Raw genomic sequence first — 26,024 nt, forward strand, 5'->3', positions numbered from 1 at the left:
CCGGTCGCCCGGCGGCCCCTCGCGTGGTTCGACTCGGCTGCGGCTCAGCCGACGCCGAGCAGGTCGATGACGAAGATGAGCGTCTGGCCGCTCAGGCGGTGCCCGCCGCCGGCCGGGCCGTAGGCCTTCTGCGGCGGGACGATGAGCTTGCGCCGGCCGCCGACCTTCATGCCGGGGATGCCCTCCTGCCACCCGGCGATGAGCGCCTGCAGCGGGAAGTTGATGGACTGGCCGCGGCTCCAGGAGGAGTCGAACTCCTCGCCGGAGTCGTACTCGACGCCGAGGTAGTGCACCTCGACCGTCGAGCCCGGCGTCGCCTCGGGGCCGTCGCCGACCACGATGTCCTCGATGACGAGGTCGGCGGGAGCGGGCCCGTCGGGGGCGTCGATCTCGGGCTTGCTGTTGGTGTCGGTCATGCGTTCCATCCAATCGGATGCCCCGCCCGGTGTCCATCCGGTCCGCTGACGGCGGACGGATGTCCACCCGGGCCTTGCGCGCGCCCGGGCGGGCGTTGCACCCTGGAATCCGAGAACCCGTCGCTCCCCGGCGAGATGTCGGCAGTGCCACATCCCCGGGGGCGGCGGGTTTCCTCGTCCGGTCCGCGCACGGGCTTCGGAGGCGGAACGTCGATTCAGCGGGTCATCAGTGCCGCGCGGTCGGCGGTGATCCGCGCCAGCAGCGCCCGCTCGTCGCTCGGCCGACGCACATCGGCACGACCGCTGACGACGACCTGGCGGTCGAACGCGAGGTGCGTGGCATCCGCGATGAGACGTCGCATGGTCGCGGTACGCGGCGGCCTCGCGGCCTTCGCCCATCGGATCGCGCTGCGGCGGCCGGCGGGGGTGGCGAGCATCTCCACCTCGGCGGGGCTGAACCAGCCCGCGACGGCGTACTCCCGGAGCCGGGCCCGGGTGATCGCGATCTCGCGCCGGCGGAGCAGCACCGCGAGCACCACCGCCCCGGCGAACAGGGGCACCTGCACGGTGAGGTAGAGGCCGATCGCGTCGCTCGAGAACGCCAGAGACCCGTTCCAGAGGGCGTGCAGCAGGATCGCTCCCACGAGGCCGAGGAGGAACCATCCGACGATCCCCGCCCCGGCGCCGCGGCGCGCACCCCAGCCGATCGCGAGGCCCGTGCAGGCGGTGAAGAGCACATGCGCGAACGGCGAGAAGATGCCGCGCACGACGAACGTCGCGCCGAGCTCGTCGGCGCCGCCCTCGGCGAGCGCGACGCCGAAGTACAGCACGTTCTCGGTGAAGGCGAAGCCTGCGGCGACCGTGGCGGCGTAGACGAGTCCGTCGACCGGGCCGTCGAAGTGCGACCTGGAGAACGCGTAGACGAGCAGCACGCCGACGCCCTTCGCGAGCTCCTCCACGATCGGGGCCTGGACGACGGCCTGCACCGCCTCGTGCGGCGCGCCGCCCGGCGACGCGTACGCCGCGGCGACCTGCACGCCGAGGTCGACGACGAGGGCGATCGCGACCGAGACGGCCGCACCCCACAGGAACGCGAACCACAGCGCCCAGCGCGGCTCGGGCTCCCACCGGTCGACCCAGCGGATCGCGAGCAGCACAACGGCGAGGGGCAGCAGAGCGAGCAGGGCCCCCACCAGGAACGTCGGTGCGCCGAGGCTGAGCACCAGGTACGCGGCGACGAGCAGGCCGACGACGCCCGCCAGCACGATGCCGACGACGGCGAAGACGAGTCCCCCCGCGCGCGGCTTCGGCGGCGCCGCCCACGGCGCGACGGGACCGGCGGGCTGGGAGGGCGCGGACGGGTGGCTCACACGGCAGACCCTATCGAGGCCCACCCACGGCGGGCGAGACCTCCGGCTCGAAGACGACGCCCGGGTTGAGGATGCCCGCCGGGTCGAAGACGGCCTTGATGGCGCGCTGGAGCTCCCACTGGTCGTCGCCGAGCTCGTCGCGCAGCCATCGGCGCTTGAGGACGCCGACGCCGTGCTCGCCCGTGAGCGTGCCCCCGAGCTCGACGGCTCGCCGGAACAGGTCGTCCGCCGCGGCCCAGACGGCGGCCGGCACCTCCGCCTCGGGCGACGCCGCGCCGTCGGAGTCGACGGGAGCGTCGAACACGAAGTTCGGGTGCAGGTTGCCGTCACCGGCGTGCGCGAGCGTCGGAATCTCCAGCCCGTGACGCCGTCCGATCTCCTCGATCGCGCGGAACATCTCGGGCAGCGCCGATCGGGGCACCGCGATGTCCTCGATGAGCACGCGCCCGTGCGCGGCGAGGGCCGGGTGCATCGAGCGGCGGATGGCGAGCAGGCGCTCCCCGCTCGAGGCATCCGTCGACACGGTCACCCGGCCGCCTGCGCCGCGGAGCACGCCCGCGATCCCGGCCGCCTCGTCGGCCGCGGCGGGGCCGTCGGCCTGCGCGAGCAGGAACGCCTCACCCGGGGCGAGGGACTCGAGGGGCGTCCCGGCGAGCGCGGCGGGTCCCAGGAACTCGGCGACCCGGGCGATGCCCGCCCCGTCGACCAGCTCGAGGATCGCCGGACGCAGCCGCGCGGCCGTGATGCGAGCGGATGCCTCGGCCGCGGCGGTCACATCGGGGAAGGCCGCCGCGACGGTGACGGGCTCGCCGCCGGGGACCGGCCGCAGCCGCACGGTCGCCTCGACGATGACGCCGAGGGTGCCCTCGCTGCCCGTGAGCAGGGCGGTGAGGTCGTAGCCGGTGACGCCCTTGACCGTGCGGTGACCGGTGCGCAGCAGCCGGCCGTCGGCGAGGACCACCGCGAGTCCGAGCACGGCCTCGCGGGTGACCCCGTACTTGGCGCACAGCAGTCCGCCCGCGTTCGTCGCGATGTTGCCCCCGATGGAGGAGATCGCGCGGCTCGCTGGGTCGGGCGCGAACCAGAGACCGAGGGGCGCCACGGCGTCGTTGAGGTCGCCGTTCAGCACCCCCGGCTCGACGACGGCGAGCTCGTCGGCCTCGTCGATCTCGAGGATCCGGTTCATCCGGGACAGGTCGAGCACGATGGCGCCCTCGCTCGCGACGCCGCCGCCGGCGAGCCCCGTGCCCGCACCGCGCGGGACGACCGGCGTGCCGGTGCGGCTGGCGACCCGCATGACCGTCTGCACCTCCCCGACGGAGGTGGCGTGGACGATCGCGAGGGCGGTCGCCGGACTGACCAGGCCCGACCGGTCCTCGCGGACGGCGCGGAGGGCGGCGGGGTCGGTCGATACGGCGGGCCCCAGCTCGTCGATGAGGCGGCTGAGGGTCTCGGTGGGCATACGGCCAGCCTACGGTGCGGCCCATGTCCGATTCCCGCCGGTCGATGTCGGCCGCACATGCGAGGGTTGACGCATGACACCGACCGCAGCGCCCGTGGCCTCCCGCCTCGACGACCCCGTGTTCGCCGAGCGTTACCGGGCGATGCAGGCGCGCGACGCCCGCTTCGACGGGCAGTTCATCACCGGCGTGCACTCCACCGGCATCTACTGCCGGCCGAGCTGCCCGGCGGTGACGCCGAAGCCCGCCAACGTCACGTTCTACCTCACTGCCGCGGCCGCGCACGAGGCGGGGCTCCGCGCGTGCAAGCGCTGCCTGCCCGACGCCGTGCCCGGCTCGCCCGAATGGGACCTCCGCGACGATCTCGCCGCCCGCGCCATGCGGCTCATCGCCGACGGCGTCGTCGAGCGCGAGGGCGTGCCCGGCCTCGCGGCACGGCTCGGGTACACCCCGCGCCACCTCACCCGGGTGCTGTCCGCCGAGCTCGGCGCCGGGCCCCTCGCGCTCGCCCGAGCGCACCGCGCCCAGGTGGCGCGAACGCTCCTGGTCTCGACCGACCTTCCGGCCGCCGACATCGCGTTCGCCTCCGGCTTCGGCAGCATCCGGCAGTTCAACGACACCATCCGCAGCGTCTACGAGCGGAGCCCGCTCGAGCTGCGGGCGACCGCCCGTCGCGCTGGTCGCCCCCGTCAGCGGCCGGTGGTCGCCGCCGCGAGCGCCGCCCGTGCGGCGACGGCCGTCGGGCCGGCCGACCTCGTCTCGGTCGGTGCCGGCCGCAGGGCCGCCGATCCGACGACCACCGGGGCGGCCGGCGCCACGGCATCGGAGGGCGCGGCATCCGAGGCGGCCGCGACCGCCCGCGAGGCGGGCGTCGTGCACCTCCGGCTGCCCGCACGCGAACCCTTCGACGCGGCGGGCGTCTTCGCCTGGCTCTCGGCTCGGGCGCTCGACGGCGTCGAGGTCGCGGGGACGTCCTCGTACGAGCGCACGCTCCGACTGCCCGGCGGACCGGCGCTCGTGACGATCTCGGCCGACGCGGGCGACCCGGCGATCGACGTGTCCGCCCGCCTCGCGACCCTCGCCGACCTCCCGCCCCTCGTCGCGCGCGTGCGACGGTTGTTCGACCTCGACGCCGACGCGGTCGCGATCGACGCCGCCCTCGCGGCCGACCCGCGGCTCGCGCCGTCGGTCGCGGCCGTGCCGGGCCTCCGCCTGCCCGGTTCGCTCGACCCGCACGAGCTCGTGCTGCGCGCCCTCATCGGCCAGCAGATCTCCGTCGCCGCCGCCCGCACCGCGCTCGCGAGACTCGCCGCCGAACTCGGCGATCGGGTCGAGTTCGGCGGTGCCGAGCGCATCCTCTTCCCGACGCCGGGAGCCATCGCGGCCCACGGCGAGCGTGTACTGCGCGGCCCGGCCGCCCGCATCCGCACCATCCTCGACGTCGCCGGCCGCCTCGACGCCGGCGAGCTCGTGGTCTCCCCCGAACGCGGGCGCGCGCAGCTCACCGCCGACCTCCTCGAGATCCCCGGCATCGGTCCGTGGACGGCCGGGTACGTGGCCATGCGGGTCACCCGGGCGCCCGACGTCCTGCTCGTGAGCGACCTCGCGCTCCGGAACGGCGCCGCGGCGCTCGGCCTGCCGTCGAACGCGCGCGAGCTCGCGACGGAGGGCCTGCGGTGGGCGCCGTGGCGCAGCTACGCCTCGATGCATCTCTGGCGTGCGGCTGCGACGGCCGAGCAGGCCGCCCGCGCCACGCCGTCGCGCTCCCGAAAGGTCTGATGTCTCAGCCCCAGCCCGGTACGATGCGACCATGGCCGTCACCGACGAGGCGATCCTCAAGATCAAAGAGATGATCATCACGGGCGAGCTCGCTCCCGGCGACCGGCTCCCGCCCGAAAAGGAACTCAGCGACCGCCTCGGGCTCTCCCGTTCCTCGCTCCGCGAGGCCGTCAAGGCGCTCGAGGTGATCCGCGTGCTCGACGTGCGCCGCGGCGACGGCACGTACGTCACGAGCCTCGAGCCGCGCCTCCTGCTCGAGGCGATGAGCTTCGTGGTCGACCTGCACGACGACCAGTCGGTGCTCGAGATCTTCGCGGTCCGGCGCATCCTCGAGCCCGCGGCATCCGCGCTCGCCGCCAGGCACGTCGACAACGACGCGGTCGCGCGCCTCAGGGACGTCGTCGAGAGCGTGGATCACGCCGCCGACGTCGAGCGTCTCGTCGACCACGACCTCGAGTTCCACCGCGGCATCGCCGAGGCGGCGGGCAACGCCTACCTCGCGAGCCTCATCGACTCCCTCTCGAGCCACACCGTGCGCGCCCGCATCTGGCGGGGCATCACCCAGGAGAACGCGGTCGACCGCACCCTCCAGGAGCACCACGCCATCCTCGACGCGATCGCCTCCGGCGACGCCGACCTCGCGCAGGCGCTCACCGTGGTGCACGTCAGCGGGGTCGAGCAGTGGCTCCGGAGGGCGCTGTAGGCCAGCGGTTCGCGTCTCCGCGGGCGGCGCCGGAGCACGCACCTCGGCGGTCGGCCGGGCGTGCCGCCGGCCTGGCACCGGATGCCGGGCCGCACGTCGTCCGCCGTCACCCAGCGGCCTCGCCTCGCGAGTATGGGGCGACGACCCCCTTCCGGAGCAGCAGGTTGCCGTACGGGCGGAACTCCCCGGTGCGGATGACGAGCCGGGCGCGGGCGGCGCGCTCGTAGAAGGCGAAGCGTTCGAGCGCCGTCACCCGATCCTCGGGCGCCTCGGCCGCGGTGAGCAGCTCCTGCTGCACCGGTGGACGGTCGCCGTCCTCGGCGGCCATGAACAGGACGGAGTGCACCTCGTACGTGTCGAGCGGGAGCACGGTCCGCACTGCTTCCACGACCGAGGGTGACGAGAGGCCGGGGAGGTCGACGACGGCCACGGGCGAGGCGGAGGCGGCGACTCGGTGCGAGGGGAAGTTCGCGTCGGCGACGACGAGCTCGTCGCCGTGACCCAGGCGGTCGAGCTCGGCGAGCAGGTCGCCGGTGAGGATCGGGTGGATGCCGCTGAGCATGGGATCTCTCTTTCGTGATCTCGGGGACGAGGATCTCACCCCGTGGGGCAGCGCTCGATCCGCGTCGTCGGCGCATGCTCCGTGCGCGAGCCGCGGACGGACCGGATCCCGGTCAGCCCGTAGACCCGTTCGGCGCTCCCGGCGAGGATCGCCGCACGCTCGGCGGCGGTGAGTTCGTCGATGAGCCCTCGCATGAGCGCCCAGGTCGGACCGTAACCGCCGTGCGGCAGCGACATCGGCCAGTCGCCGCCGTACATGAGCCGGTCGGCGCCGAACGCCTCCAGTGCCGCGTGCAGCAGCGGACGCAGGGTCGCCGCATCGAACGGCGCGCCGGGCCGGTGCAGCCCGGAGAACTTCGCGACCGTGTTCGGCAGCGCGGCCACGGCGCGGAGCTCGGACTCCCACGCGCCCAGTGCGTCGATTCCGGCCGGCGGCTTGCCGAGATGATCGATCACGACCGTGAGCGCCGGCAACGCCTCCGCCACCCGTCGGGCGCCGGCGAGGTGGCGCGGCCAGGCGTCGGGCACGTCGAACGCGAGGCCGGCGTCGGCCACGGCTCCGAGCGAGGCGCGGACGGCCGGCAGCTCCAGGAAGTCGTCGCGGGGGTCGTCGTGGACGAGGTGGCGGATGCCGCGGAGCAGGGGCTCCTCGGCGAGCTCATCGAGTGCCGCGCGCGCAGCGCCTTCGTCGTCGAGCGGCACCCAGCCGACGACGCCGGCGACCCAGTCGTGCGCGCGGGCGACCTCGAGCAGGTATCGGGTGTCGTCCATGGAGTCGTCGGCCTGGACGAGCACGGCCGCGTCGACGCCCGCGTCGGCGAGCGCGCGTCGGGCCTCGTCGGGCAGGATGTCCCGGTCGAGCTCGCCGAGGTCGGGCGTGATCCACTGGTAGGCGCTGCGGGAGCGGTCCCACACGTGCTGGTGCGCGTCGACGACGCGGCTCACGGGATGAGCCCCTGGTCGGCGAGGCGCTCCCAGAACCCCGACGGCAGCTCCTGATCGAGCCGGGCGAGGTTCTCGCGCACGGCCTCGGCTCGTGCGGTGCCGACCGCGACGGCGCGGACGGCGGGGTGCCGGAGCGGGTACCGGATCGCGGCGACCGGCAGCGGGACACCTTCAGCCCGGCAGGCGGCGGCGAGCGCCCTGGCGTGCTCCAGTACGTCCGACGGGACACGGCCGTAGTTGTACGTCGCCTCCGGGTCGGGCTCGTCGGTCGCGAGCAGGCCCGAGTTGTACGGGGCGGCGGCGACCACGGCGACCTCCCGGCGTTCGCAGAGGGGCAGCAGGTCGACGGCCGCGGGCTGTTCGAGCAGCGTGTACCGCCCCGCCAGCATGACCACGTCGACGTCACCCTCGCGCACCGCCCGGGCCGCGGCATCCTGATCGTTGGTGCCGATGCCGACCGCGGAGACGAGCCCCTCGTCGCGAAGCCGCGCGAGGGCCGGCAGCCCCTCCGCGATGCCGCGGTCGAGGTCGTAGACGTCGGGGTCGTGCAGGTACAGGACGTCGACACGATCGAGTCCCAGCCGTTCGAGCGATTCCTCGAGGCTGCGCCGGACGCCGGCCTCGCTGGGGTCGTAGCGGCGGACGAGCTCGTCGGGCACGGCGAACCCGTCGGCGAGGTCGTCGCCGCCGGTGAACTCCGGATTCGGCTCGAGCAGACGGCCGACCTTCGTGGAGACGATGTACTCGTCGCGCGGCTTGGTCCGCAGGAAGCGTCCCAGGCGACGTTCGGAGAGCCCGAGCCCGTAGTGCGGAGCGGTGTCGAAGGACCGGATGCCTCCCTCCCACGCCGCCTCGAGCGCCGCCCAGGCCTCCTCGTCGGAGACGGGGCGGTACAGGTTGCCGATGGGTGCGCCGCCGAAGGCGAGCGGGCCGAGCCGTTCGGCGACTGCGGCGGCGCCTGCGGATGCTGCCGCCCTGGTCATGCGGAGGCTCCGGCGTGCGCACCCGTCCAGGTGTACGCCTCGATGGAGTCGGGGAGCATCTCGGTGCCGGCGCCGGGCGCCGCGGGGGCGAGGTAGCGGCCGCGCTCGACGACGACGGGCGTGGCGAAGTGCTCGTGGAGGTGGTCGACGTATTCGATCATGCGCCCGTCCATCGTGCCGGACACCGCCACGTAGTCGAACATCGAGAGATGCTGCACGGCCTCGCAGAGGCCGACGCCGCCCGCGTGCGGGCAGACGGGCACGCCGAACTTCGCCGCCAGCAGGAGGTTCGCGATGTTCTCGTTGACGCCGCCGACGCGCGTCGCGTCGATCTGCATGACGTCCATGCCGCCCGCCTGGAGGAGCTGCTTGAAGACGATGCGGTTCTGCACGTGCTCGCCGGTCGCGACGCGGACAGGCGCGACGCCGCGTGCGATCGCCGCGTGGCCGAGGATGTCGTCGGGGCTCGTCGGCTCCTCGATCCACGCGGGGTCGAACTCGGCGAGGGCGCTCACCCAGGCGACGGCGTCCGCGACATCCCACCGCTGGTTCGCGTCGATGGCGATCGGGAAGTCCGGTCCGACCGCGGCCCTGGCGATGGCGAGCCGGCGTCGGTCGTCGTCGAGGTCGGCGCCGACCTTGAGCTTGATCTGCGGGAAGCCCTCGGCGACCGCTTCGCGGCAGAGCCGGTCGAGCTTCTCGTCGGAGTAGCCGAGCCACCCAGGGCTCGTGGTGTACGCGGGGTATCCGATCTCCTCGAGGCGGGCGGCGCGCTCGGCGCGGCCGGGCTCGGCGGCGCGGAAGATCGCGAGGGCCTCGTCGGGGGTGATCGCGTCACTGAGGTACCGGAAGTCGACGAGGGAGACGAGCTCCTCCGGGCTGAGCGAGGCGAGGTGTCGCCAGAGCGGCTGGCCGGCGCGCTTCGCCCTGAGGTCCCAGAGGGCGTTCACGGCCGCGCCGATGGCCATGTGCATGACGCCCTTCTCCGGGCCGAGCCAGCGCAGCTGCGAGTCGTGGGTGAGCAGCCTCGACGCCGCCCCCATGTCGGCGAGCAGTGTGTCGACGTCGCGGCCCAGGAGGTGCCCGCGGAGGGTCTCGAGGGCCGCGACCTGCACGTCGTTGCCGCGGCCGATGGTGAAGACGAAGGCGTGGCCCTCGAGCCCGTCGGGCGCATCGGTGCGGATGACGAGATAGGCCGCGGAGTAGTCGGGGTCGGTGTTCATCGCATCCGAGCCGTCGAGGGCGAGGGAGGTGGGGAAACGGATGTCCCTGGTGTCAACGCTGACGATCGTGCTCATGGCGTCCTCTCATGTCGGCCGAGCCTAGACATCTGATGTCTCACGTGTCAACCGACGGTGAATGTGCAAGAATCACGCAGGATGCCTCGTTAACGGGGCATATCGCTCGGATGTTCGGCCCGGCCTCGGCCGGTCGACCCCCGCTCCTCCGTCGAAAGGACCCTTGATGAGATTCGCCCGCCTCGGCCCAGTCGGCCGGGAAGTCCCCGTGCTCGTGGACGGCGAGCGCGTGTTCGATCTGCGCGGCCTCACGGCCGACCTCGACGGCGCCTTCCTCGCCGGCGGCGGCGTCGAGCGCGCCCGCGCGGCCCTCGCCGCGGGCGACCTGCCCGTGCGGTCGCCCGAGGAGGTCCGCGGCCTCCGGGTGGGCGCCCCGATCGCGAGGCCGTCGGCCGTGTACTGCATCGGGATGAACTACGCCGCCCACGCCGCCGAATCCGGTTCGGCGCCGCCCGACCGGCTCGTGATGTTCATGAAGTCCCCGAACACCGTCGTCGGTCCCGACGACGACGTCGAGATCCCGCCCGGGAGCACGAAGACCGACTGGGAGGTGGAGCTCGGCATCGTCATCGGCCGACGGACCTCCTACCTCGGCTCCCCCGCCGAGGCACGTGCCTGCATCGCGGGCTTCGTGGCGGCGAACGACCTCTCCGAGCGCGAATGGCAGATCGAGCTGTCGGGCGGCCAGTGGTCGAAGGGCAAATCGGCTCCCGGGTTCTGCCCCACGGGTCCGTGGCTCGTGACGCCAGACGAGGTCGACGCCGACGACGTGCGACTCACGAGCTTCGTGAACGGCGAACCCCGGCAGGACTCGCGGACGAGCGACCTGATCTTCGGCATCGACGAGATCGTCTTCCAGCTGAGCCGCTTCCTCGTCCTCGAGCCGGGCGACCTCATCCTCACCGGCACGCCAGAGGGGGTCGGCCTGTCCGGCCGGTTCCCGTACCTCGCACCGGGCGACGTGGTCGAGCTCGAGATCGAGGGCCTCGGCCGGCAGCGCCAGCGAGTCGTGGCCTCCCCCGCCGCGGAGGTCAGCGCATGAGCGGCGAGTTCGACGGGCTCGTCGCGGTCGTCACGGGCGGGGCATCCGGCATCGGCGCGGCCATCACGCGCCGGCTGCGGGCCGACGGTGCCGTCGTCGCGGTCTTCGATCTCCGGCCCGAGGGCGCGGACGCCGATCTCGCGGTGGCGGTCGACGTCGCCGACGACGCCAGTGTGCGGGAGGGCGTCGAGCGCGTGATCGCCGAGTTCGGCCGCCTCGACATCCTCGTGAACAATGCGGGCATCGGCGCCCAGGGCGACATCGCCGCGAACGACGACGCGGAATGGGCGCGCGTGCTCGACGTCAACGTCGTCGGCCTCGCCCGGGTGAGCCGTGCGGCGCTGCCGCATCTCCGGCGCTCCCCCGCGGCGGCGATCGTGAACACCTCGTCGATCGCCGCGACGGCCGGCCTGCCCCAGCGGGCGCTCTACAGTGCGAGCAAGGGCGCGGTCCTCGCGCTGACCCGTGCGATGGCCGCCGACCACCTCGCCGAGGGCATCCGGGTGAACGCGGTGAACCCGGGCACCGCCGACACGCCCTGGGTCGGCCGGCTCCTCGACGCGGCGGACGACCCCGCCGCCGAGCGCGCGGCGCTCGAAGCCCGCCAGCCGCACGGCCGGCTGGTGTCGGCCGACGAGGTCGCGGGCGCCGTCGCGTACCTCGCGAGCCCCGCGGCCGGATCGACGACCGGCATCGGACTCGCCGTCGACGGCGGGATGCACGAGCTCCGCCTCCGCCCGCGATCCTGAGCCGACCGGCGCGGACGCAGGGTCGGGGCTCCGCGGCCCTGCGTCCGCGCCGTTTGTCGACGTCGTGTCGTGCGGAGCACCGTTCGCTGTACACGACGTCAGCGATTCCCGACCCGAGTCGGGATAGCGTAGACCGAGTGAGATTCGCGCACCTCAGAGCTGAAGGCCAGTCCGTCCCGAGGCTCGCGGTGGTCGTCGGCGAGTCGGCGCTCTTCCTCGACGACGTGATGCCCGAGCCGCCGCGAGATCTGCAAGACCTCATCGAACGCGGGGAACCCGGTCTCGACGCCGTCCGCACCGCCGTCGACGTCACCCTGGCCGCCGGCGGCGAGCTCACCCCGGTCGCCGCACTCCGGCACTCCTCGGCCGTGCTCCGCCCGCCGCAGGTGCTCGCCATCGGCGCGAACTACGCCGCACACGCCAGCGAGCTGAAGCTCCGCTCCGAGTCGGCCATGACCATCTTCTCGCTCTGGCCGAACTCGCTCACCGGGCACGGCCAGACCACCACCTGGCCCGAAGACCTCTCCACCCAGGTCGACTACGAGGCCGAGCTCGGCGTCATCATCGGCCGCCCCGCCAGGGCCGTGCACACGCGCGACGCCCTCGACTACGTCTGGGGCTACACGGTCGTCAACGACATCACGGCTCGCGACATCCAGTTCAGCGAGGCCCAGTGGTCGCGCTGCAAGTCGTTCGACGGCTTCACGCCGACCGGCCCGGTCGTGGTCACCGCCGACGAGATCGCCGACCCCCAAGACCTCTGGCTGACGACCAACCTCGACGGCCGCATCCTGCAGGACGCCTCGACGAACGAGATGGTCCGCGGCGTCGCCGAGATCATCTCCTACCTGTCTCGCTCGGCGACCATCCCGCCGGGCACGCTCATCTCGACGGGCAGCCCCGGCGGCGCGGGCTACTCCCGGAACCCGCAGGTGTTCCTCCGCGACGGGGCCACCGTCACGGTCACGATCGAGGGCATCGGCTCGCTCACCACGCACTGCCGCGTCATCTGACGAGCGGATGCCTCGACCCGGGGCATCCGCTCATCGCATCGCGACACCGCGGGTGGCGCGCCGCGCGCGGCCCCCGGCTACTCGTGCGGCTCGGACTGCAGGTCGATCACGGGGATCGTCTGCGTGACCGGGTGCACGCCCGACAGCCGCGACGGCGAGAGCTGCTTCTCGACATCGGCGCGGGTCATCAGCCCCGCCTCGACGACGAGGTCGGCGACCGGCCGCCCCGTCTTCAGCGCCTGCTTGGCGAGCGTCGCCGCCTCGGTGTAGCCGATGAACGGGATGAGCGCCGTGATGACGCCGACGCTCGAGCCGACCATGAGGTCGAGCCGCTCGGTGTTCGCCGTGATGCCCTCGATGCAGTTGACCCGGAGGGTCCAGCACGCCTGGCGCATCCAGGTGATCGACTGCAGCAGCGAGTGCGCGATGACCGGTTCGAAGGCGTTCAGCTGGAGCTGACCCGACTCGGCCGCCATCATCACGGTCACGTCGGCGCCGGCGACCGCGTACGCCACCTGGCTCACCGCCTCGGGGATGACGGGGTTCACCTTGCCCGGCATGATGCTCGAGCCCGCCTGCCGCGGCGGCAGGTTGATCTCGCCGAACCCGGCCTGCGGACCGGACGAGAGCAGTCGCAGATCGTTGCAGATCTTCGACAGCTTGATCGCGCTGCGCTTCAGCGCGCTCGAGAACGTCATGAACACGCCGGTGTCGCTCGTCGCCTCGATGAGGTCGGGCGCGGACTCGAGCCGCAGGCCCGTGATCTCGCTGAGATGGCGCACGGCGGCGGCCGCGTAGCCGGGGTCCGCGGTGATCCCGGTGCCGATGGCGGTCGCACCGAGGTTCACCTCGGAGAGCAGCTTGATGGTCTCCCTGAGTCGCGCGAGATCCTCCCCGAGGGTCGTCGCGAACCCGTGGAACTCCTGGCCGAGGGTCATCGGCACCGCGTCCTGCAGCTGGGTGCGGCCGACCTTCAGCACGTCGTGGAACTCGCGGCCCTTCCGGGCGAAGGAGATCCGCAGCAGGTCGAGCTCGCCGAGCATCGTCGTGAGCGAGGAGGTCATCGCGAGCTTCAACGCCGTCGGGTACGTGTCGTTCGTCGACTGGCTGCGGTTCACGTCGTCGATCGGATGCAGGACGTCGTAGCGGCCCTTGGGATAGCCCGCGATCTCGAGCGCGAGGTTCGTGATGACCTCGTTCGCGTTCATGTTCGTCGACGTGCCGGCGCCGCCCTGGATCACGCCGACCACGAACTGCTCGTGCAGCTCGCCGTCGATGATCCGCTGGCACGCCTCGTCGATCCACGCCTGCTTCTTCGCATCCAGCACGCCGACCTCGCGATTGGCGCGCGACGCCGCCTGCTTCACCTGCGCCAGGGCGACGATGAGGTCGGGGTAGACCGAGATGGGGCGCTTGGAGATCGGGAAGTTCTCGAGCGCGCGCATCGTGTGCACGCCCCAGTACGCGGCGGCCGGCACCTCGACGCTGCCGAGCGAATCGGTCTCGGTCCGGGTGGGGACGTCGGGTTCGGGGTGATGCACGCTCGCCTCCAGGCGCCGCTCGAATGACGGGTGGACGGTCGGGATCGACACGATGGGCTCCATTGCCTCGGGCCGCGCGGGGTCGCCGCACGGGTTCGGAACGACGGGCGCGGGGTCGCCGCACCTCATCACGAGCCTACCCGGCACGCCGCCGCCGGGTCGAAGCACGGCGACGGCCCGCCCCGGTCGGGGCGGGCCGTCGTGGTGGAGGCGCCGGATCCGCGGCGCCCGGGCGATCAGATGAAGGCGAACGGCAGCAGCGCGAGGCCGAACACCAGCGCGCCGATCGTGAACAGCGCGGCGCCGGCGAGCAGCACGCCGTTCAGCACCACGCCCCAGATCGCCATGGTGCGCGACGCCGGCTCGCGCTTCAGCGCGAGGATGCCGAGCACGAGGCCGGCGATCGGGACGAAGAAGGTGAACCCGGCGACGATCGACACGATGCCGAGCACGAGGCTCGCGATGCTGAAGCCCTTCGTCTCCTCGGGGACGACGGCGCCCACGGGCGTGCCCGAGCCGTACGCGGGGTGCGCGGTGCCCGGCTGCGTGAACGGCGCCTGCGTCGAGGTGTCGGTTGCGGTGGTCATGATGGGGCGTCCTCTCGTGGATGTGCTTCCACGCTAGGAGCAGCCCGGCGGCCGCGACATGGGGCTAGCCCCCGGATCGTCGGGGCGGCGGGCCGCCGAACCGATAGCATCGGCTCGATCCCCGCCCCTCCTCCTGAACGGAGTCCTATGACCCTGCCCTGGACCGTCCACGGCGACGGCAAGCACGTCGCCCCCGATGCCGTGGTGGCGCCCGGCGAACGGCTGTCGTGGCCGCGCACCATCGGTCTCGGTGCGCAGCACGTGGTCGCCATGTTCGGCGCGACCTTCCTGGTGCCGCTGCTCACCGGCTTCCCGCCGGCCACGACCCTGTTCTTCTCGGGCATCGGCACGCTGCTCTTCCTCGTCATCACCCGGAACCGAGTGCCGAGCTACCTCGGCTCCTCGTTCGCGTTCATCGCGCCGATCACGGCGGCGACCGCGTCCGAGGCGGCCGACGACCCCATGGGCGCCGCGCTCTTCGGCATCGTCTCCGTCGGTGTCCTGCTCGCGCTCGTGGGTCTGCTCGTCGTGTGGGTCGGCACACGCTGGATCGACGCGCTGATGCCGCCCGTCGTCGCCGGCGCCATCGTCGCGCTCATCGGGTTCAACCTCGCGCCCGCGGCGAAGAACAACTTCGTGCAGGCCCCGCTCACCGCCCTGATCACGCTCGCGGCCGTCATCGTCGCGTCCGTCGCGTTCCGCGGGATCCTCGCGCGCATGTCGATCCTGCTCGGCGTCGCGGTCGGGTACATCGCCGCCGTGATTCAGCAGGAGGTCGACTTCACGAAGATCGAGGAGGCGGCCTGGGTGGGCCTGCCCACCTTCCATCTGCCGGCGAACCCCTTCGCGGATGCCGCCGTGTGGGGGCTGCTGCCCGCCTTCCTGCCGGTCGTGCTCGTGCTGATCGCGGAGAACGTCGGTCACATCCGCGGTGTCGCGCAGATGACGGACCCGTCGGTGAACGCCTCGACCGGTCGGGCGCTGTTCTCCGACGGCCTCGCCACGACTGTCGCGGGCTTCTTCGGCGGCTCCGGCACCACGACGTACGGCGAGAACATCGGCGTCATGGCCGCAACGCGCGTGTACTCGACCGCCGCGTACTGGGTGGCGGGCATCGTCGCAGTGCTGCTCGGGCTCTCGCCGAAGTTCGGGGCCGTCATCAACACGATCCCGCCGGGCGTGCTGGGCGGCGTCACGACGGCGCTGTACGGACTCATCGGCATCATCGGCGTGAAGATCTGGCTCGACAACAAGGTCGACTTCGCCAAGCCGGTGAACCAGTTCACCGCGGCGACCGCCCTCATCATCGGCATCGCCGACTTCACGTTCGCCTTCGGCGACGGCATCTCGTTCAACGGCATCGCGCTCGGCACGATCGCCGCGATCGTGATCTACCACGTGATGAACGGCATCGCGAGGCTCCGCGGCACGGCCTGAACGACGCGACCGCGTCGCACCGAGAATGACGGATGCCCCGGGCGAATCGCCCGGGGCATCCGTCGTTCCAGCTCGCGATCAGGCGAAGAGCGCCTCGATCGGGCCGCGCGCGAAGTAGATCAGGAAGCCCGCCGCGACGACCCACAGCAGCGGGTGGATCTCCTTGGCCTTGCCCGAGAGCGCCCGCACGACGACCCAGCCGATGAAGCCCGCACCGATGCCGTTCGCGATCGAGTACGTCAGCGGCATCACCGTGACCGTGAGGAACACCGGCAGCAGCACCGAGAAGTCGCGGAAGTCGATCGAGGAGATCTGGCTCATCATCAGCGCACCGACGATGACGAGGGCCGCGGCGGCGACCTCGCTCGGCACGATCGACACGAGCGGGGTGAAGAACATCGCCGCGAGGAACAGCGCACCCGTGACGATGTTCGCGAGGCCGGTCCGAGCGCCCTCGCCGATGCCGGCGCCGGACTCGATGAACACGGTGTTGGACGACGCGGACGTCAGACCGCCGGCGACCGCACCGACGCCCTCGACCACGAGCGCCGACTTCAGGCGCGGGAAGTCGCCCTTCGCGTCGGCGAGTCCCGCCTCCTTCGACAGGCCGGTCATCGTTCCCATGGCGTCGAAGAAGTTCGTGAACACGAGCGTGAAGACGAGCATGAGTGCGGCGAGCACGCCGATCCGCTCGAACGAGCCGAACGACACCTGGCCGACGAGCGACAGGTCGGGCAGGCTCACCCACTGCGCGGGCAGGTCGGGCACGGACAGGCCCCAGCCGTTCGGGTTGACCTCGTCGCCCGACACCTTCGGGCCGAGGTTCCAGATGGCCTCGATGATGATCGCGAGCACCGTGCCGGAGGCCAGGCCGATGAGGATGCCGCCCTTCACCTTCCGCGCGACGAGGATGCCGGTGAGCAGCAGCGTGAAGACGAAGACGAGCGTCGGCACGGTGCCGACCGAGCCGTTCACGCCGAGGCCGACGGGCGGCGAGCCGAGGCCGGTGGAGGTGACGAACCCGGCGTCGACGAAGCCGATGAACGCGATGAACAGGCCGATGCCGACCGTGATCGCGAGCTTCAGCTGGATGGGCACCGCGTTGAAGATCAGGCGCCGGAGCCCGGTGGCCGCGAGCAGCACGATGATGAGGCCGTTGATGACGACGAGGCCCATGGCCTCGGGCCAGGTCACCTGACCGACGACCGAGACGGCGAGGAACGAGTTGATGCCGAGACCGGCCGCGAAGCCGAAGGGCAGCCGGGCGACGAGGCCGAAGAGGATCGTCATGACGCCCGCGGTGAGACCCGTGACGGCCGAGACCTGCGCGAAGCCGAGCTGGTCGCCCGAGACATCCGTGCCCGACGACAGGATGATCGGGTTGAGGATGACGATGTAGGCCATCGTGACGAACGTGACGAGACCGCCGCGGATCTCGGCCCCGAAGGAGGAGCCGCGGGCGGAGATCTCGAAGAACCGGTCGAGCCTGGACCGGAATCCGCCGCCCGAGGGCGGCGTGTCTGCGGTGTCGGTCGTGGTGGGGGTGGCGTCGGTCATGCGCGGGATGTGCTCCTTATCCGGTGGCGTGCAGCGCGGGGACGATGAGATAGATTCCCACGAGCACCGCCAGTCCGGAAAGGGTGAAGCAGGCGATCGCGCCGATGAACGCGGCTCGCTTCTGTCCGGCGGTGAGCGGGCTCTTCTTCGCCGCCTTCGCCGCGCGCTTCGCAGCGGCCTTGGCCTCGGCGGGGGTCACCACGGTGATCGCGTCGGTGAACTCCGCCGGTGTGACGATGGGCGTGCGCCCCGAGATCGTGAGCAGGCGGATGCCGAGCGAGTAGGCGCTCACCACGACGGCGGCGCCGATGAGGGCGGCGAGGAGGACGACGACGAACGCCAGCCAGTCGATCACTGCTTGACCTTCTTCTTGGGCTTGGGGTTGCGCTTGATCTTCACGGCGCGACCGGAGGCGGCGACCTCGCTCACGACGTTCTTGTGCGAGACCTCGCTGCGGCGGGAGATGAGGAAGATCGCCACGATGACCACCACGCCCACGACGGCGTCGACGATCACGCCCACGACCCCGAGGTGCGCGACGAGCGCGGCGATGGCGCCCACGGCGCCCGCGGCGGGCAGGGTGAGCAGCCAGCCGACGCCGATGCGGCCGGCCGTCCGCCAGCGCACCTTCGACCCGCGCCGGCCGAGGCCGGAGCCGATGACCGAGCCCGATGCGACCTGCGTGGTGGACAGCGCGAAGCCGAGGTGGCTCGAGGCGAGGATCGTGGCGGCCGTCGAGGTCTCCGCCGCGAAGCCCTGCGCAGGCTTGACGTCGGTGAGGCCGGTGCCGAGCGTCTTGATGATGCGCCAGCCGCCCATGTAGGTGCCGAGCGCGATCGCGAGCGCACACACCACGACGACCCAGAACTCGGGGCCGGAGCCTGCGGGCTGGAGGTTCACGGAGATGAGGGTGAGCGTGATCACGCCCATCGTCTTCTGCGCGTCGTTGGTGCCGTGGGCGAGCGCGACGAGCGAGCTCGAGAAGATCTGCGCGTGCCGGAACCCGTCGCGGCCGTCGGGCTTGCCGTCGTAGCGCCGGGTGATGGCATAGGCCAGCTTCGTGGCCGTGTACGCGACGAGTCCCGCGGTGAGCGGCGCGAGCAGCGCGGGCAGTACGACCTTGGACATCACCACCGAGAAGTCGATGGCCTGGAGCCCGAAGCCGACGAGCGCCGATCCGATGAGTCCGCCGAAGAGGGCGTGGCTCGACGAGGACGGCAGGCCGAACAGCCAGGTGACCATGTTCCACACGATCGCGCCGATGAGCCCCGCGAAGATCAGCTCGGGGGTGATCAGCACCCCGTCGTCGCCCTCCCGGATGATGCCGCCGGAGATGGTCTTCGCCACCTCGGTCGACAGGAACGCGCCGACGAGGTTCAGCACGGCGGCGAGGGCCACCGCGACCTTCGGCTTCAGCGCTCCCGTCGCGATCGGCGTCGCCATCGCGTTCGCGGTGTCGTGGAAGCCGTTCGTGAAATCGAAGAAGAGGGCCAGTGCGATGACCAGCACGACGATGAGGGTGAGTTCCACCGGCGTCTTTCTCGTGGGTGAAGTGGTTCACCGACTGTTCATGCGGTGAGGATTGCGGAAACGCGTCGGCGCGGTGCCCCGACGATCCTACGCGACCTCAGCGGCCGTCCTCCACCACGGACGAGAGGTCCTCGCCGAACACGAACGTGCGGTCCACGGTGCCGCCCCCGAGCACGCCCGGCAGCCACCGGCTGGCGTCATCCCACATCTCGGCCAACGGCACCTCGGCGACCGGGAACCACTCGGGGTCGAGCTCGTCGCTCGGCACCGGCTCGCCCCGCCAGGCGCGGCAGACGAAGACGTGCGAGACCTGACTCCACGCCTCCCGGTGCGGGAACAGGTACGTCAGTCGGCCGCGCGGTTCGAGATGGGATGCCTCGACGACGAGCCCCGACTCCTCCAGCACCTCGCGCACGGCGGCCTCCACCGCGCTCTCCCCCGGCTCGAGCTTGCCGCCCGGCGCGACGTAGCGGCCCTCGCCGAGCCCGTGCTTCTTGCGCCCGAGGAGCACCTCGACGCGCCCGTCGCGCTCGCGGAGCAGGTAGCAGACGCAGACCTCGGGCAGGGGCATCCGACTCATCCCTCCGCCGTCGGCGTCAGCCGAAGAGGATCTTCGCCTCGTCGTAGCGCGACTCGGGAACCCGGTTCAGGCTGCCGACGGCCTCGGCGATCGTGACGGTCTCGATGTCGGTGCCGCGGAGGGTGACCATCGACCCCCACGCCCCGTCGTACACCGCGTCGACGGCGGCCATGCCGAGCCGCGTCGCGAGCACGCGGTCGTACGCGCTCGGCGCGCCGCCGCGCTGGATGTGGCCGAGCACCGTCGCACGGGACTCGATGCCGGTGCGCTCCTCGATCATGGGCGCCAGCAGGTCGGCGATGCCGCCGAGGCGGGGCCGGTTGAACGCGTCGAGGCCCTTGTGCGAGTGCGCCTCGTCCATCGAGTCGAGGTGGAAGCCCTCGGCGACGACCACGAGCGGCGCACGGCCGCGGTCGCGGACCGACTCGACCCACTCGCAGATCTGCTCGATCGACTGCGGCTGCTCGGGGATGAGGATCGCGTGCGCACCGCCGGCCATGCCCGAGTGCAGGGCGATCCAGCCGACGTGGCGGCCCATGACCTCGAGCACCATGCAGCGGCCGTGCGAGTCCGCGGTGGTACGCAGGCGGTCGATCGCCTCCGTCGCGATCTCGACCGCGGTGTCGAAGCCGAAGGAGTAGTCGGTGGCGGCGAGGTCGTTGTCGATGGTCTTCGGCACGCCGACGACGTTGATGCCGCCCTCGTCGTGCAGCCGGCGTGCGGCCGTCAGCGTGCCCTCGCCGCCGATGGCGATGATCGCGTCGATGCCCTGCTCGTCGAGCATGCGCTGGATGTTCTCGGGCCCTCCGCCCTCACCCTCGAACGGGTTCGTCCGGCTGGAGCCGAGGATGGTGCCGCCCTGTCGCGCGAGGCCGCGCACGTCGTGGCGCGTGATCGGGACGATGTCCTGCTCGACGACGCCGCGCCAGCCCCAGCGGAAGCCGACGAACTCGGTGTCGTGCGAGATGACGCCCTTCAGCACGGCTCCGCGGATGACCGCGTTCAGCCCCGGGCAGTCGCCGCCGCTGGTGAGAATGCCGATCTTCATGCCTGGTGTTGCTCCTCGGGTCTGGGGGAAGGATCGCCGGAGCCGCATCCTCGAGGCACGGACGAGCGGCAGTCTAGCGCGCGCGACGAGGGCGCCGTGACGGCGCCCCCGGGCGCGCGGCCCGGCGCACGGCCCGCGGCTGCGGCTCGACTACAGCGCTCCGTCGAGGGCGGCGCGGAGCAGGTGCTGGAGCGCGTCGAGCTGCACGGAGTCGGCCGAGCCGGGCTCGACGTCGCTGCCGTCGAGCGCCCGCGCGGCGAGCCCCTGCTTCGCGTCGATGAGCTCGGCGATGCGGGCGTCGACCGTGTGCGCGGCGATGATCCGCCACGCGGTCACGGGCTCCTCCTGGCCGATGCGGTGCACGCGGTCGATGGCCTGCGTCTGCTCGGCGCTCGTCCAGCTGAGCTCCGCGAGCACCACGTTCGAGGCCGCCTGCAGGTTCACGCCGACGCCGGCCGCGGTCAGCGAGCAGACGGCGACGTGGACCTCGGGGTCCTTGTTGAACGCGTCGATCGCAGCCTGGCGCGCGAGCGCCGTCTGGTCGCCGCGGAGCGAGACGGTCTTCAGCTCCCGCGAGGCGAACACGGCCTCGGCCTGGTCCATGACGTCGATGTGCTTGGCGAAGAAGACGACCTTGCCCGCCGAGCGTGCGAGCTGCGCGGCGTAGTCGGCCGCGAGGCCCGCCTTCGCCTGGCCGATGCGCCGCACCATCGTGAACACGTTCTCGCCCGACTTCGCCGACTTCGACTCCTCGAGCTCGGCGTGCGCGACCGCACGGATGAGCTGGTCGCGCTGGTCTTCGTCGAGGTCGCCCACGCGGAGCCCTCGCGCGTCGACGAGCGCGCGGAACCGGTTCGCGAGCCGCGCGCCGAGCTCCCGCTCGGCGGCCCGCACCGAACGGCCGAGCTCGTCGTCGAGCTCCACGGGGAGATCGGCGATGCGCTTGGCCGGCAGGTCGGCGGCCACATCGACCTTCCGCCGACGCACGATGCCGAGGTCGATGACCGCCTGACGCGCCTCGGCATAGAAGCCGTGGTCGGCCGGGGTGAGCCCGGTGGCCTCGAGCCGGCCCAGCAGCTCCGCCGAGGGGCGGTCGCCGTCGATCCAGCCGAGGAACTGCCAGATCGCCCGGAAGTCGTCGACGTCGTTGATGAGCGGCGTTCCGGTGAGGGCGAGCAGGAGCGGGTCGCCGCCCGGGGCGTGCTCGCGGATGCGTTCGGCCAGCGCCAGGACGTTGCGCGACCGCTGCGACGAGAGGTTCTTGATGAAGTGGGCTTCGTCGACGACCATGCCGCGGAAGCCCATCGTCGACAGCCACGCCATATGCCGATCGAGCACGTCGTAGTTGACCACCACGACGTCGGCGAAGGCATCGAGCGTGTCGCCGTCGCCGTGGATGACCGTGGCCCGGCGATGCGGCGTCCAGCGCTCGACCTCGCGCGCCCAGTTCATCTTCACGACATTCGGCACGACGGCGAGCAGCGGGTAGGCGCCGGCGACGGATGCCGCGAGCACCGACTGCGCCGTCTTGCCGAGGCCGGGCTCGTCGGCGAGCAGGAACGTGCGGTGGCCGAGCCGGGCGGCCTCGATGAAACGGGCCTGGTGCTTCATGAGCTCGAGCCCGCGCGGCGCGAGCCGGTCGACGGCGGGCGCCTCGGGCAGCTCCATGCTGGCCGCCTGGCCGCCCGATCCCTGCTCGAACGACTTGAACAGCGGCCCGAGCAGCTCCCAGTTGGCGAGTCGTCGCACCGGCACCGCGGGCGTCTGCGCCTTCGGGAAATCGGGCGCGAGGAACGGGTTCGCGAGCTGGAACGAGCGCACGGAGGCGGGGATGACCTGGTTCTCGGCGAGCTGGGCGACCGGTTCGGGCTCGCGCGTGATGATGAGCTCGTCGGGGCTGAGCTCGGCACCCGACTCGATCAGCCAATCGCGGCGGAACCGCTGGGCGACCTGGCCCACCGAGGCATCCGGCTCGAGCAGCGCGATGAGGCTGGTGTCGCGTGCCGCGGTCTTCGCGAGGATCTGCGCGATGCCGTCGAGACGCTTCAGCAGCTCGGCGCGAGCGGCGTCGGTCACCTCGGAGTCGGCCTTCACCCGCGCGCGCTCCTCGCGCATGAGCAGCGCGATGACCTGGAACTTCGTGCGGTTCGTGGGGCCGAGCTTGTTCTTCTGCGCCTTCTGCTCGACCTCGCGCACCTTGCGCGCGAGGATCGGGATGATCGGCGCGTCATCGTCGCGCGAGCGCGTGCGCTGCCGCTGCCTGGTCTGGGCCAAGGGTCCTCCTGCTCTCAGGGGTGCATCCGTCCGCGCCTGAGCCGTCGAACCATGATCGAGTCCGCTCCCCGACGCGTCGTGCGACGCGTCCATCGGTGCGCGGATCCGGGCTGCCAGAGCTGGCCAGCCGAGCAGGGCGCGGGCGGAACCCGCGCCGTCGGGCCGAGAACGGATCCGTCGGGCGCTCGTTCCAGTCTAGCGGGCCGCGGCGACCCGTGCGCGAGCGGCGCGCAGGACCTACCATGGGGCGCATGGACGATCTCGCGAGGGCGGGCGCAGGCGTCTCGCCGGATGACGACGACGACTTCACGGTCGCGCAGGACACCGAGTTCGACGAGGTGGAGCCGGCGCCGACCGACGACGAGCGGCCCGTCGACGACGCGCTCGCCGACGAGGTGCCGGGCATCGACGCCGAACGACGGGTCGACCTCGGCGATGAGCGGCCGGGCGCCGCCGCACTCGACGAGGGCTGACCGAGCCGGCCGAGCACTGTCGGCGCCCGGCGCCCGCTCACGCGCGCCGCAGGCGCAGGCTGTTCAGTACCACGAACACGCTCGAGAACGCCATGGCGGCACCCGCGATCATCGGGTTGAGCAGGCCGGCGGCGGCGAGCGGGATCGCTGCGACGTTGTAGGCGAAGGCCCAGAACAGGTTGCCGCGGATCGTGCCGAGCGTCGCACGCGCGAGCCGCACCGCGTCGGGCACGGCGCCCGGCTCGTCGCGGAGCAGCGCGAGGTCGCTCGCGGCGGCCGCGGCATCCGTTCCCCCGCCCATCGCGATGCCGAGGTCGGCCGCGGCGAGCGCGGCGGCGTCGTTCACCCCGTCGCCGACCATCGCGACTCGGCGGCCCTCGCCCTGCAGGCGTCGCACGAGGTCGAGCTTGCCCTCGGGTGCGACCTCCGCGTGCACCTCGTCGATGCCGACCGCCGCGGCGATGCGGTGCGCGGGGCGCGTCGCGTCGCCCGTGACGAGCGCCGGGCGCAGGCCCAGCGTGCGCAGCCGCTCGACGGCGTCCTTCGCGCCGACGCGGAGGTCGTCGCCGACCTCGAGGACGGCGCGGACCTCGCCGTCCCAGCCCACGGCGACCGCCGTCCGGTCGGATGCGGCGATCGACTCCGCGAGCGCGGGCGGCATCCGGTGGCCCCGATCGACGAGGAAGGCCGGTCGCCCGACGGTCGCCTCGACGCCGTCGACTCGACCGGTGACGCCGAGGCCCGCGTGGGCGCGGAAGCCGGCGACCTCGAGTGGGGCCGCGCCGTCGCGCTCGGCTCCCTGGACGACGGCACGGGCGATCGGATGCTCCGACCCGCGTTCGAGCGCGGCGGCGATGGCGAGCGCACGCGGCGCCGACTCGCCTTCGGCGGCCACGATCTCGGCGAGGCGCATCCGGCCGGTTGTCAGGGTGCCGGTCTTGTCGAGCAGGACCGTGTCGATCCCCGCGGTCCGGTCGAGGGCCTCCGGCCCGGTGATGAGGATGCCGCGCGAGGCGCCCCGGCCCGTGCCAACGAGGATCGCCATGGGCGTCGCGAGGCCGAGCGCGCAGGGGCAGGCGATGACGAGCACGGCGACGGCCGCGGTGACGGCGGCCTCGAGCGGGCTCCCGGTCGCGAGCCAGACCGCCGCGGTGCCCACGGCGATGAGGATGACGATCGGCACGAACACCGCCGAGATGCGGTCCGCGAGCCGCTGGGCGCGGCTCTTGCCGAGCTGAGCGTCCTCGACGAGCCGGGCGATCTGCGCGAGCCTCGTGTCGGCGCCGACACGGGTCGCCGCGACGACCAGGCGCCCGCCGTGGGCGATGGTCGCGCCCGTCACGGCGGCGCCTTCCTCGACGTCGACGGGGGCGGGCTCTCCGGTGAGCATGCTCTCGTCGACCGATGCCGACCCCTCGACGACGATGCCGTCCGCGGCGATCCGCTCCCCCGGTCGCACGACGAACCGGTCGCCCGGGCGCAGCTCGGCGAGCGGCGCGCGGGCCTCCGACGCATCCGGACGGAGCACCGTGACCTCGCTCGGCGCGAGCGCGGCGAGGGAGGTGAGCGCCTCGCCGGCGCGCCGCTTCGACCGGGACTCGAGGACCCGGCCGAGCAGGATCACCGTGACCACGCCCGCCGCGACCTCGAGGTAGATGTCGCCGCCCGGCGTGCCGCGCACGCCGAACGACCATTCGTGGGTCATCCCGGTCATGCCGGCCGAGCCGAAGAACAGTGCCCACAGCGACCAGCCGAACGCGGTGAGGGTGCCGAGCGAGACGAGCGTGTCCATGGTGAGCGCGCCGTGGCGGAGGTTCGTCCAGGCGGCCCGGTGGAAGGGCCAGCCGCCCCAGACCACGACGGGTGCGGCGAGCACCAGCGAGAGCCACTGCCAGTTCGGGAACTGCAGGGCCGGGATCATCGCGAGCACGACGACCGGGACGGTGAGCACCGCGGAGACGAGCAGGCGCGAGCGCAGCGGGTCGGCCGCCTCGTGTGCGGCGGCCCGGCGGGTGGCTGCGGTGACGGATGCCTCGGCGCCTGAGGTCGTCTGATCGCCCGTCGTCTCTGCGCCTGCCGTTTCGACGACGGGGTCGGCCGCAGGCGGAGCTGCCGCTGCCGGTGCCGCTACCGGGACGCTCGCCCGGTAGCCGGCCTCGCGCACCGCGTCGAGCAGGCGCGCCACGTCGAGCCCGACGGGATAGGTCACGCGTGCGCGCTCGGTCGCGAGGTTGACCTGGGCGTCGACGCCGTCGAGGCGGCCGAGCCGTCGTTCGACCCGCGCGACGCAGCTCGCGCAGGTCATGCCGTCGATGTCGAGGTCGATGATCCGGGTGTCCACGATGGTCGAGAATACCCATGGGGGGTATGCCGCGCAACCGGAGTATCCTAGGAGTGTGATCGAGGACATCAAGAAGCGAGCGCTGCACCGCACGAAGATCATCGAGGGCCAGCTCCGGGGCATCGAGAAGATGATCGAGAACGAGGACTACTGCGTCGACATCATCACCCTGTCGCTGGCGGTGCAGAAGTCGCTCGCCTCCCTGAACAAGCTCCTCGTCGAGAACCACCTGCGCACCCACGTGAGCCATCAGTACGAAGCCGGCGGCGAAGAGCGCGACGCCGCCGTCGCCGAGCTCGTGCGCATCTTCGAGCTCTCCAACAACCGCAGCTAGCCA

24 protein-coding genes are annotated in these 26,024 nt (G+C 72.4%); 8 read left to right on the forward strand and 16 right to left on the reverse strand.

Annotated features, from left to right (window positions below; genetic code table 11):
• Positions 1–44 precede the first annotated feature (44 nt).
• From ABIQ69_RS10420 to ABIQ69_RS10430, 3 genes are all read right to left on the reverse strand, one after another.
• Complete coding sequence (locus ABIQ69_RS10420; RefSeq protein WP_350347052.1) at positions 45–416, reverse strand: FKBP-type peptidyl-prolyl cis-trans isomerase; 372 nt, start codon at positions 414–416, stop codon at positions 45–47.
• A gap of 215 nt (positions 417–631) precedes the next feature.
• Positions 632–1,786, reverse strand: a complete 1,155-nt coding sequence (locus ABIQ69_RS10425; protein WP_350347053.1) for a PrsW family intramembrane metalloprotease — start codon at positions 1,784–1,786, stop codon at positions 632–634.
• A 10-nt stretch (positions 1,787–1,796) separates the two neighbouring features.
• Positions 1,797–3,248 carry an FAD-linked oxidase C-terminal domain-containing protein gene (locus ABIQ69_RS10430; RefSeq protein ID WP_350347054.1) on the reverse strand — a complete coding sequence of 484 codons (1,452 nt, stop codon included), beginning with the start codon at positions 3,246–3,248 and terminating at the stop codon, positions 1,797–1,799.
• Between the two features lie 73 nt (positions 3,249–3,321).
• Here ABIQ69_RS10430 and ABIQ69_RS10435 point away from each other — a divergent pair, with 73 nt between their 5' ends.
• Positions 3,322–5,025: an AlkA N-terminal domain-containing protein gene (locus ABIQ69_RS10435; protein WP_350347055.1), complete on the forward strand. Its 1,704-nt coding sequence runs from the start codon at positions 3,322–3,324 to the stop codon at positions 5,023–5,025.
• A gap of 31 nt (positions 5,026–5,056) precedes the next feature.
• Complete coding sequence (locus tag ABIQ69_RS10440) at positions 5,057–5,728, forward strand: FadR/GntR family transcriptional regulator (RefSeq protein ID WP_350347056.1); 672 nt, start codon at positions 5,057–5,059, stop codon at positions 5,726–5,728.
• Positions 5,729–5,834: 106 nt separating this feature from the next.
• On the opposite strand, the gene ABIQ69_RS10445 is transcribed toward ABIQ69_RS10440, so the two are convergent.
• From ABIQ69_RS10445 to ABIQ69_RS10460, 4 genes are read right to left on the reverse strand one after another with little or no spacing between them, the layout of a single operon-like run.
• The gene (locus tag ABIQ69_RS10445; RefSeq protein ID WP_350347057.1) at positions 5,835–6,290 is read right to left on the reverse strand and encodes an RbsD/FucU domain-containing protein; all 456 of its coding nucleotides are present in this window, start codon (positions 6,288–6,290) and stop codon (positions 5,835–5,837) included.
• A gap of 35 nt (positions 6,291–6,325) precedes the next feature.
• Positions 6,326–7,234, reverse strand: coding sequence for an amidohydrolase family protein (locus ABIQ69_RS10450; protein WP_350347058.1), 909 nt, complete (start codon positions 7,232–7,234; stop codon positions 6,326–6,328).
• On the reverse strand, positions 7,231–8,217 hold the full coding sequence (locus ABIQ69_RS10455; protein ID WP_350347059.1) for an aldo/keto reductase: 987 nt from the start codon (positions 8,215–8,217) through the stop codon (positions 7,231–7,233). Before ABIQ69_RS10455 ends, ABIQ69_RS10450 begins: the two co-directional genes overlap by 4 nt.
• Positions 8,214–9,515 (reverse strand): enolase C-terminal domain-like protein, encoded by a 1,302-nt coding sequence (locus ABIQ69_RS10460; protein ID WP_350347060.1) that lies wholly within the window; start codon positions 9,513–9,515, stop codon positions 8,214–8,216. Before ABIQ69_RS10460 ends, ABIQ69_RS10455 begins: the two co-directional genes overlap by 4 nt.
• A 166-nt stretch (positions 9,516–9,681) precedes the next feature.
• Here ABIQ69_RS10460 and ABIQ69_RS10465 point away from each other — a divergent pair, with 166 nt between their 5' ends.
• From ABIQ69_RS10465 to ABIQ69_RS10475, 3 genes are all read left to right on the forward strand, one after another.
• Entirely contained in the window at positions 9,682–10,557 is an 876-nt protein-coding gene (locus ABIQ69_RS10465) for a fumarylacetoacetate hydrolase family protein (protein ID WP_350347061.1), read from the forward strand.
• Positions 10,554–11,306: an SDR family oxidoreductase gene (locus ABIQ69_RS10470; protein ID WP_350347062.1), complete on the forward strand. Its 753-nt coding sequence runs from the start codon at positions 10,554–10,556 to the stop codon at positions 11,304–11,306. The genes ABIQ69_RS10465 and ABIQ69_RS10470 overlap by 4 nt, the downstream gene beginning before the upstream one ends.
• A gap of 137 nt (positions 11,307–11,443) precedes the next feature.
• Complete coding sequence (locus ABIQ69_RS10475) at positions 11,444–12,319, forward strand: fumarylacetoacetate hydrolase family protein (RefSeq protein WP_350347063.1); 876 nt, start codon at positions 11,444–11,446, stop codon at positions 12,317–12,319.
• 77 nt (positions 12,320–12,396) lie between these two features.
• On the opposite strand, the gene ABIQ69_RS10480 is transcribed toward ABIQ69_RS10475, so the two are convergent.
• Both ABIQ69_RS10480 and ABIQ69_RS10485 read right to left on the reverse strand, forming a co-directional pair.
• The gene (locus ABIQ69_RS10480; RefSeq protein ID WP_350347064.1) at positions 12,397–13,989 is read right to left on the reverse strand and encodes an aspartate ammonia-lyase; all 1,593 of its coding nucleotides are present in this window, start codon (positions 13,987–13,989) and stop codon (positions 12,397–12,399) included.
• 107 nt (positions 13,990–14,096) lie between these two features.
• Positions 14,097–14,447 carry a DUF4190 domain-containing protein gene (locus tag ABIQ69_RS10485; RefSeq protein WP_350347065.1) on the reverse strand — a complete coding sequence of 117 codons (351 nt, stop codon included), beginning with the start codon at positions 14,445–14,447 and terminating at the stop codon, positions 14,097–14,099.
• Between the two features lie 147 nt (positions 14,448–14,594).
• Here ABIQ69_RS10485 and ABIQ69_RS10490 point away from each other — a divergent pair, with 147 nt between their 5' ends.
• Positions 14,595–15,884, forward strand: coding sequence for a solute carrier family 23 protein (locus ABIQ69_RS10490; protein WP_350347066.1), 1,290 nt, complete (start codon positions 14,595–14,597; stop codon positions 15,882–15,884).
• Between the two features lie 78 nt (positions 15,885–15,962).
• Here ABIQ69_RS10490 and ABIQ69_RS10495 read toward each other — a convergent pair whose 3' ends face one another.
• From ABIQ69_RS10495 to ABIQ69_RS10520, 6 genes are all read right to left on the reverse strand, one after another.
• Entirely contained in the window at positions 15,963–17,441 is a 1,479-nt protein-coding gene (locus ABIQ69_RS10495) for an NCS2 family permease (protein ID WP_350347067.1), read from the reverse strand.
• Positions 17,442–17,457: 16 nt separating this feature from the next.
• Complete coding sequence (locus ABIQ69_RS10500; protein ID WP_350347068.1) at positions 17,458–17,796, reverse strand: peptidase; 339 nt, start codon at positions 17,794–17,796, stop codon at positions 17,458–17,460.
• Complete coding sequence (locus ABIQ69_RS10505) at positions 17,793–18,971, reverse strand: inorganic phosphate transporter (protein ID WP_350347069.1); 1,179 nt, start codon at positions 18,969–18,971, stop codon at positions 17,793–17,795. The genes ABIQ69_RS10500 and ABIQ69_RS10505 overlap by 4 nt, the downstream gene beginning before the upstream one ends.
• A 97-nt stretch (positions 18,972–19,068) precedes the next feature.
• Positions 19,069–19,542 (reverse strand): 8-oxo-dGTP diphosphatase, encoded by a 474-nt coding sequence (locus ABIQ69_RS10510; protein WP_350347070.1) that lies wholly within the window; start codon positions 19,540–19,542, stop codon positions 19,069–19,071.
• 25 nt (positions 19,543–19,567) lie between these two features.
• Positions 19,568–20,599, reverse strand: coding sequence for a 6-phosphofructokinase (locus ABIQ69_RS10515; RefSeq protein WP_350347071.1), 1,032 nt, complete (start codon positions 20,597–20,599; stop codon positions 19,568–19,570).
• A 150-nt stretch (positions 20,600–20,749) separates the two neighbouring features.
• Positions 20,750–22,873, reverse strand: a complete 2,124-nt coding sequence (locus ABIQ69_RS10520) for a DEAD/DEAH box helicase (protein WP_350347072.1) — start codon at positions 22,871–22,873, stop codon at positions 20,750–20,752.
• Positions 22,874–23,124: 251 nt separating this feature from the next.
• Between ABIQ69_RS10520 and ABIQ69_RS10525 the strand changes: the two genes are divergently transcribed.
• Positions 23,125–23,346: a hypothetical protein gene (locus ABIQ69_RS10525; RefSeq protein WP_350347073.1), complete on the forward strand. Its 222-nt coding sequence runs from the start codon at positions 23,125–23,127 to the stop codon at positions 23,344–23,346.
• 37 nt (positions 23,347–23,383) lie between these two features.
• Here the strand turns inward: ABIQ69_RS10525 and ABIQ69_RS10530 are convergent, their stop codons facing one another.
• Positions 23,384–25,756, reverse strand: a complete 2,373-nt coding sequence (locus ABIQ69_RS10530; RefSeq protein WP_350347074.1) for a heavy metal translocating P-type ATPase — start codon at positions 25,754–25,756, stop codon at positions 23,384–23,386.
• Between ABIQ69_RS10530 and ABIQ69_RS10535 the strand changes: the two genes are divergently transcribed.
• The gene (locus tag ABIQ69_RS10535; protein WP_312855272.1) at positions 25,743–26,021 is read left to right on the forward strand and encodes a metal-sensitive transcriptional regulator; all 279 of its coding nucleotides are present in this window, start codon (positions 25,743–25,745) and stop codon (positions 26,019–26,021) included. The genes ABIQ69_RS10530 and ABIQ69_RS10535 overlap by 14 nt on opposite strands.
• Positions 26,022–26,024: the final 3 nt, after the last annotated feature.

The organism is Agromyces sp. G08B096 (assembly GCF_040267705.1).
Classification (GTDB): Bacteria; Actinomycetota; Actinomycetes; order Actinomycetales; family Microbacteriaceae; genus Agromyces.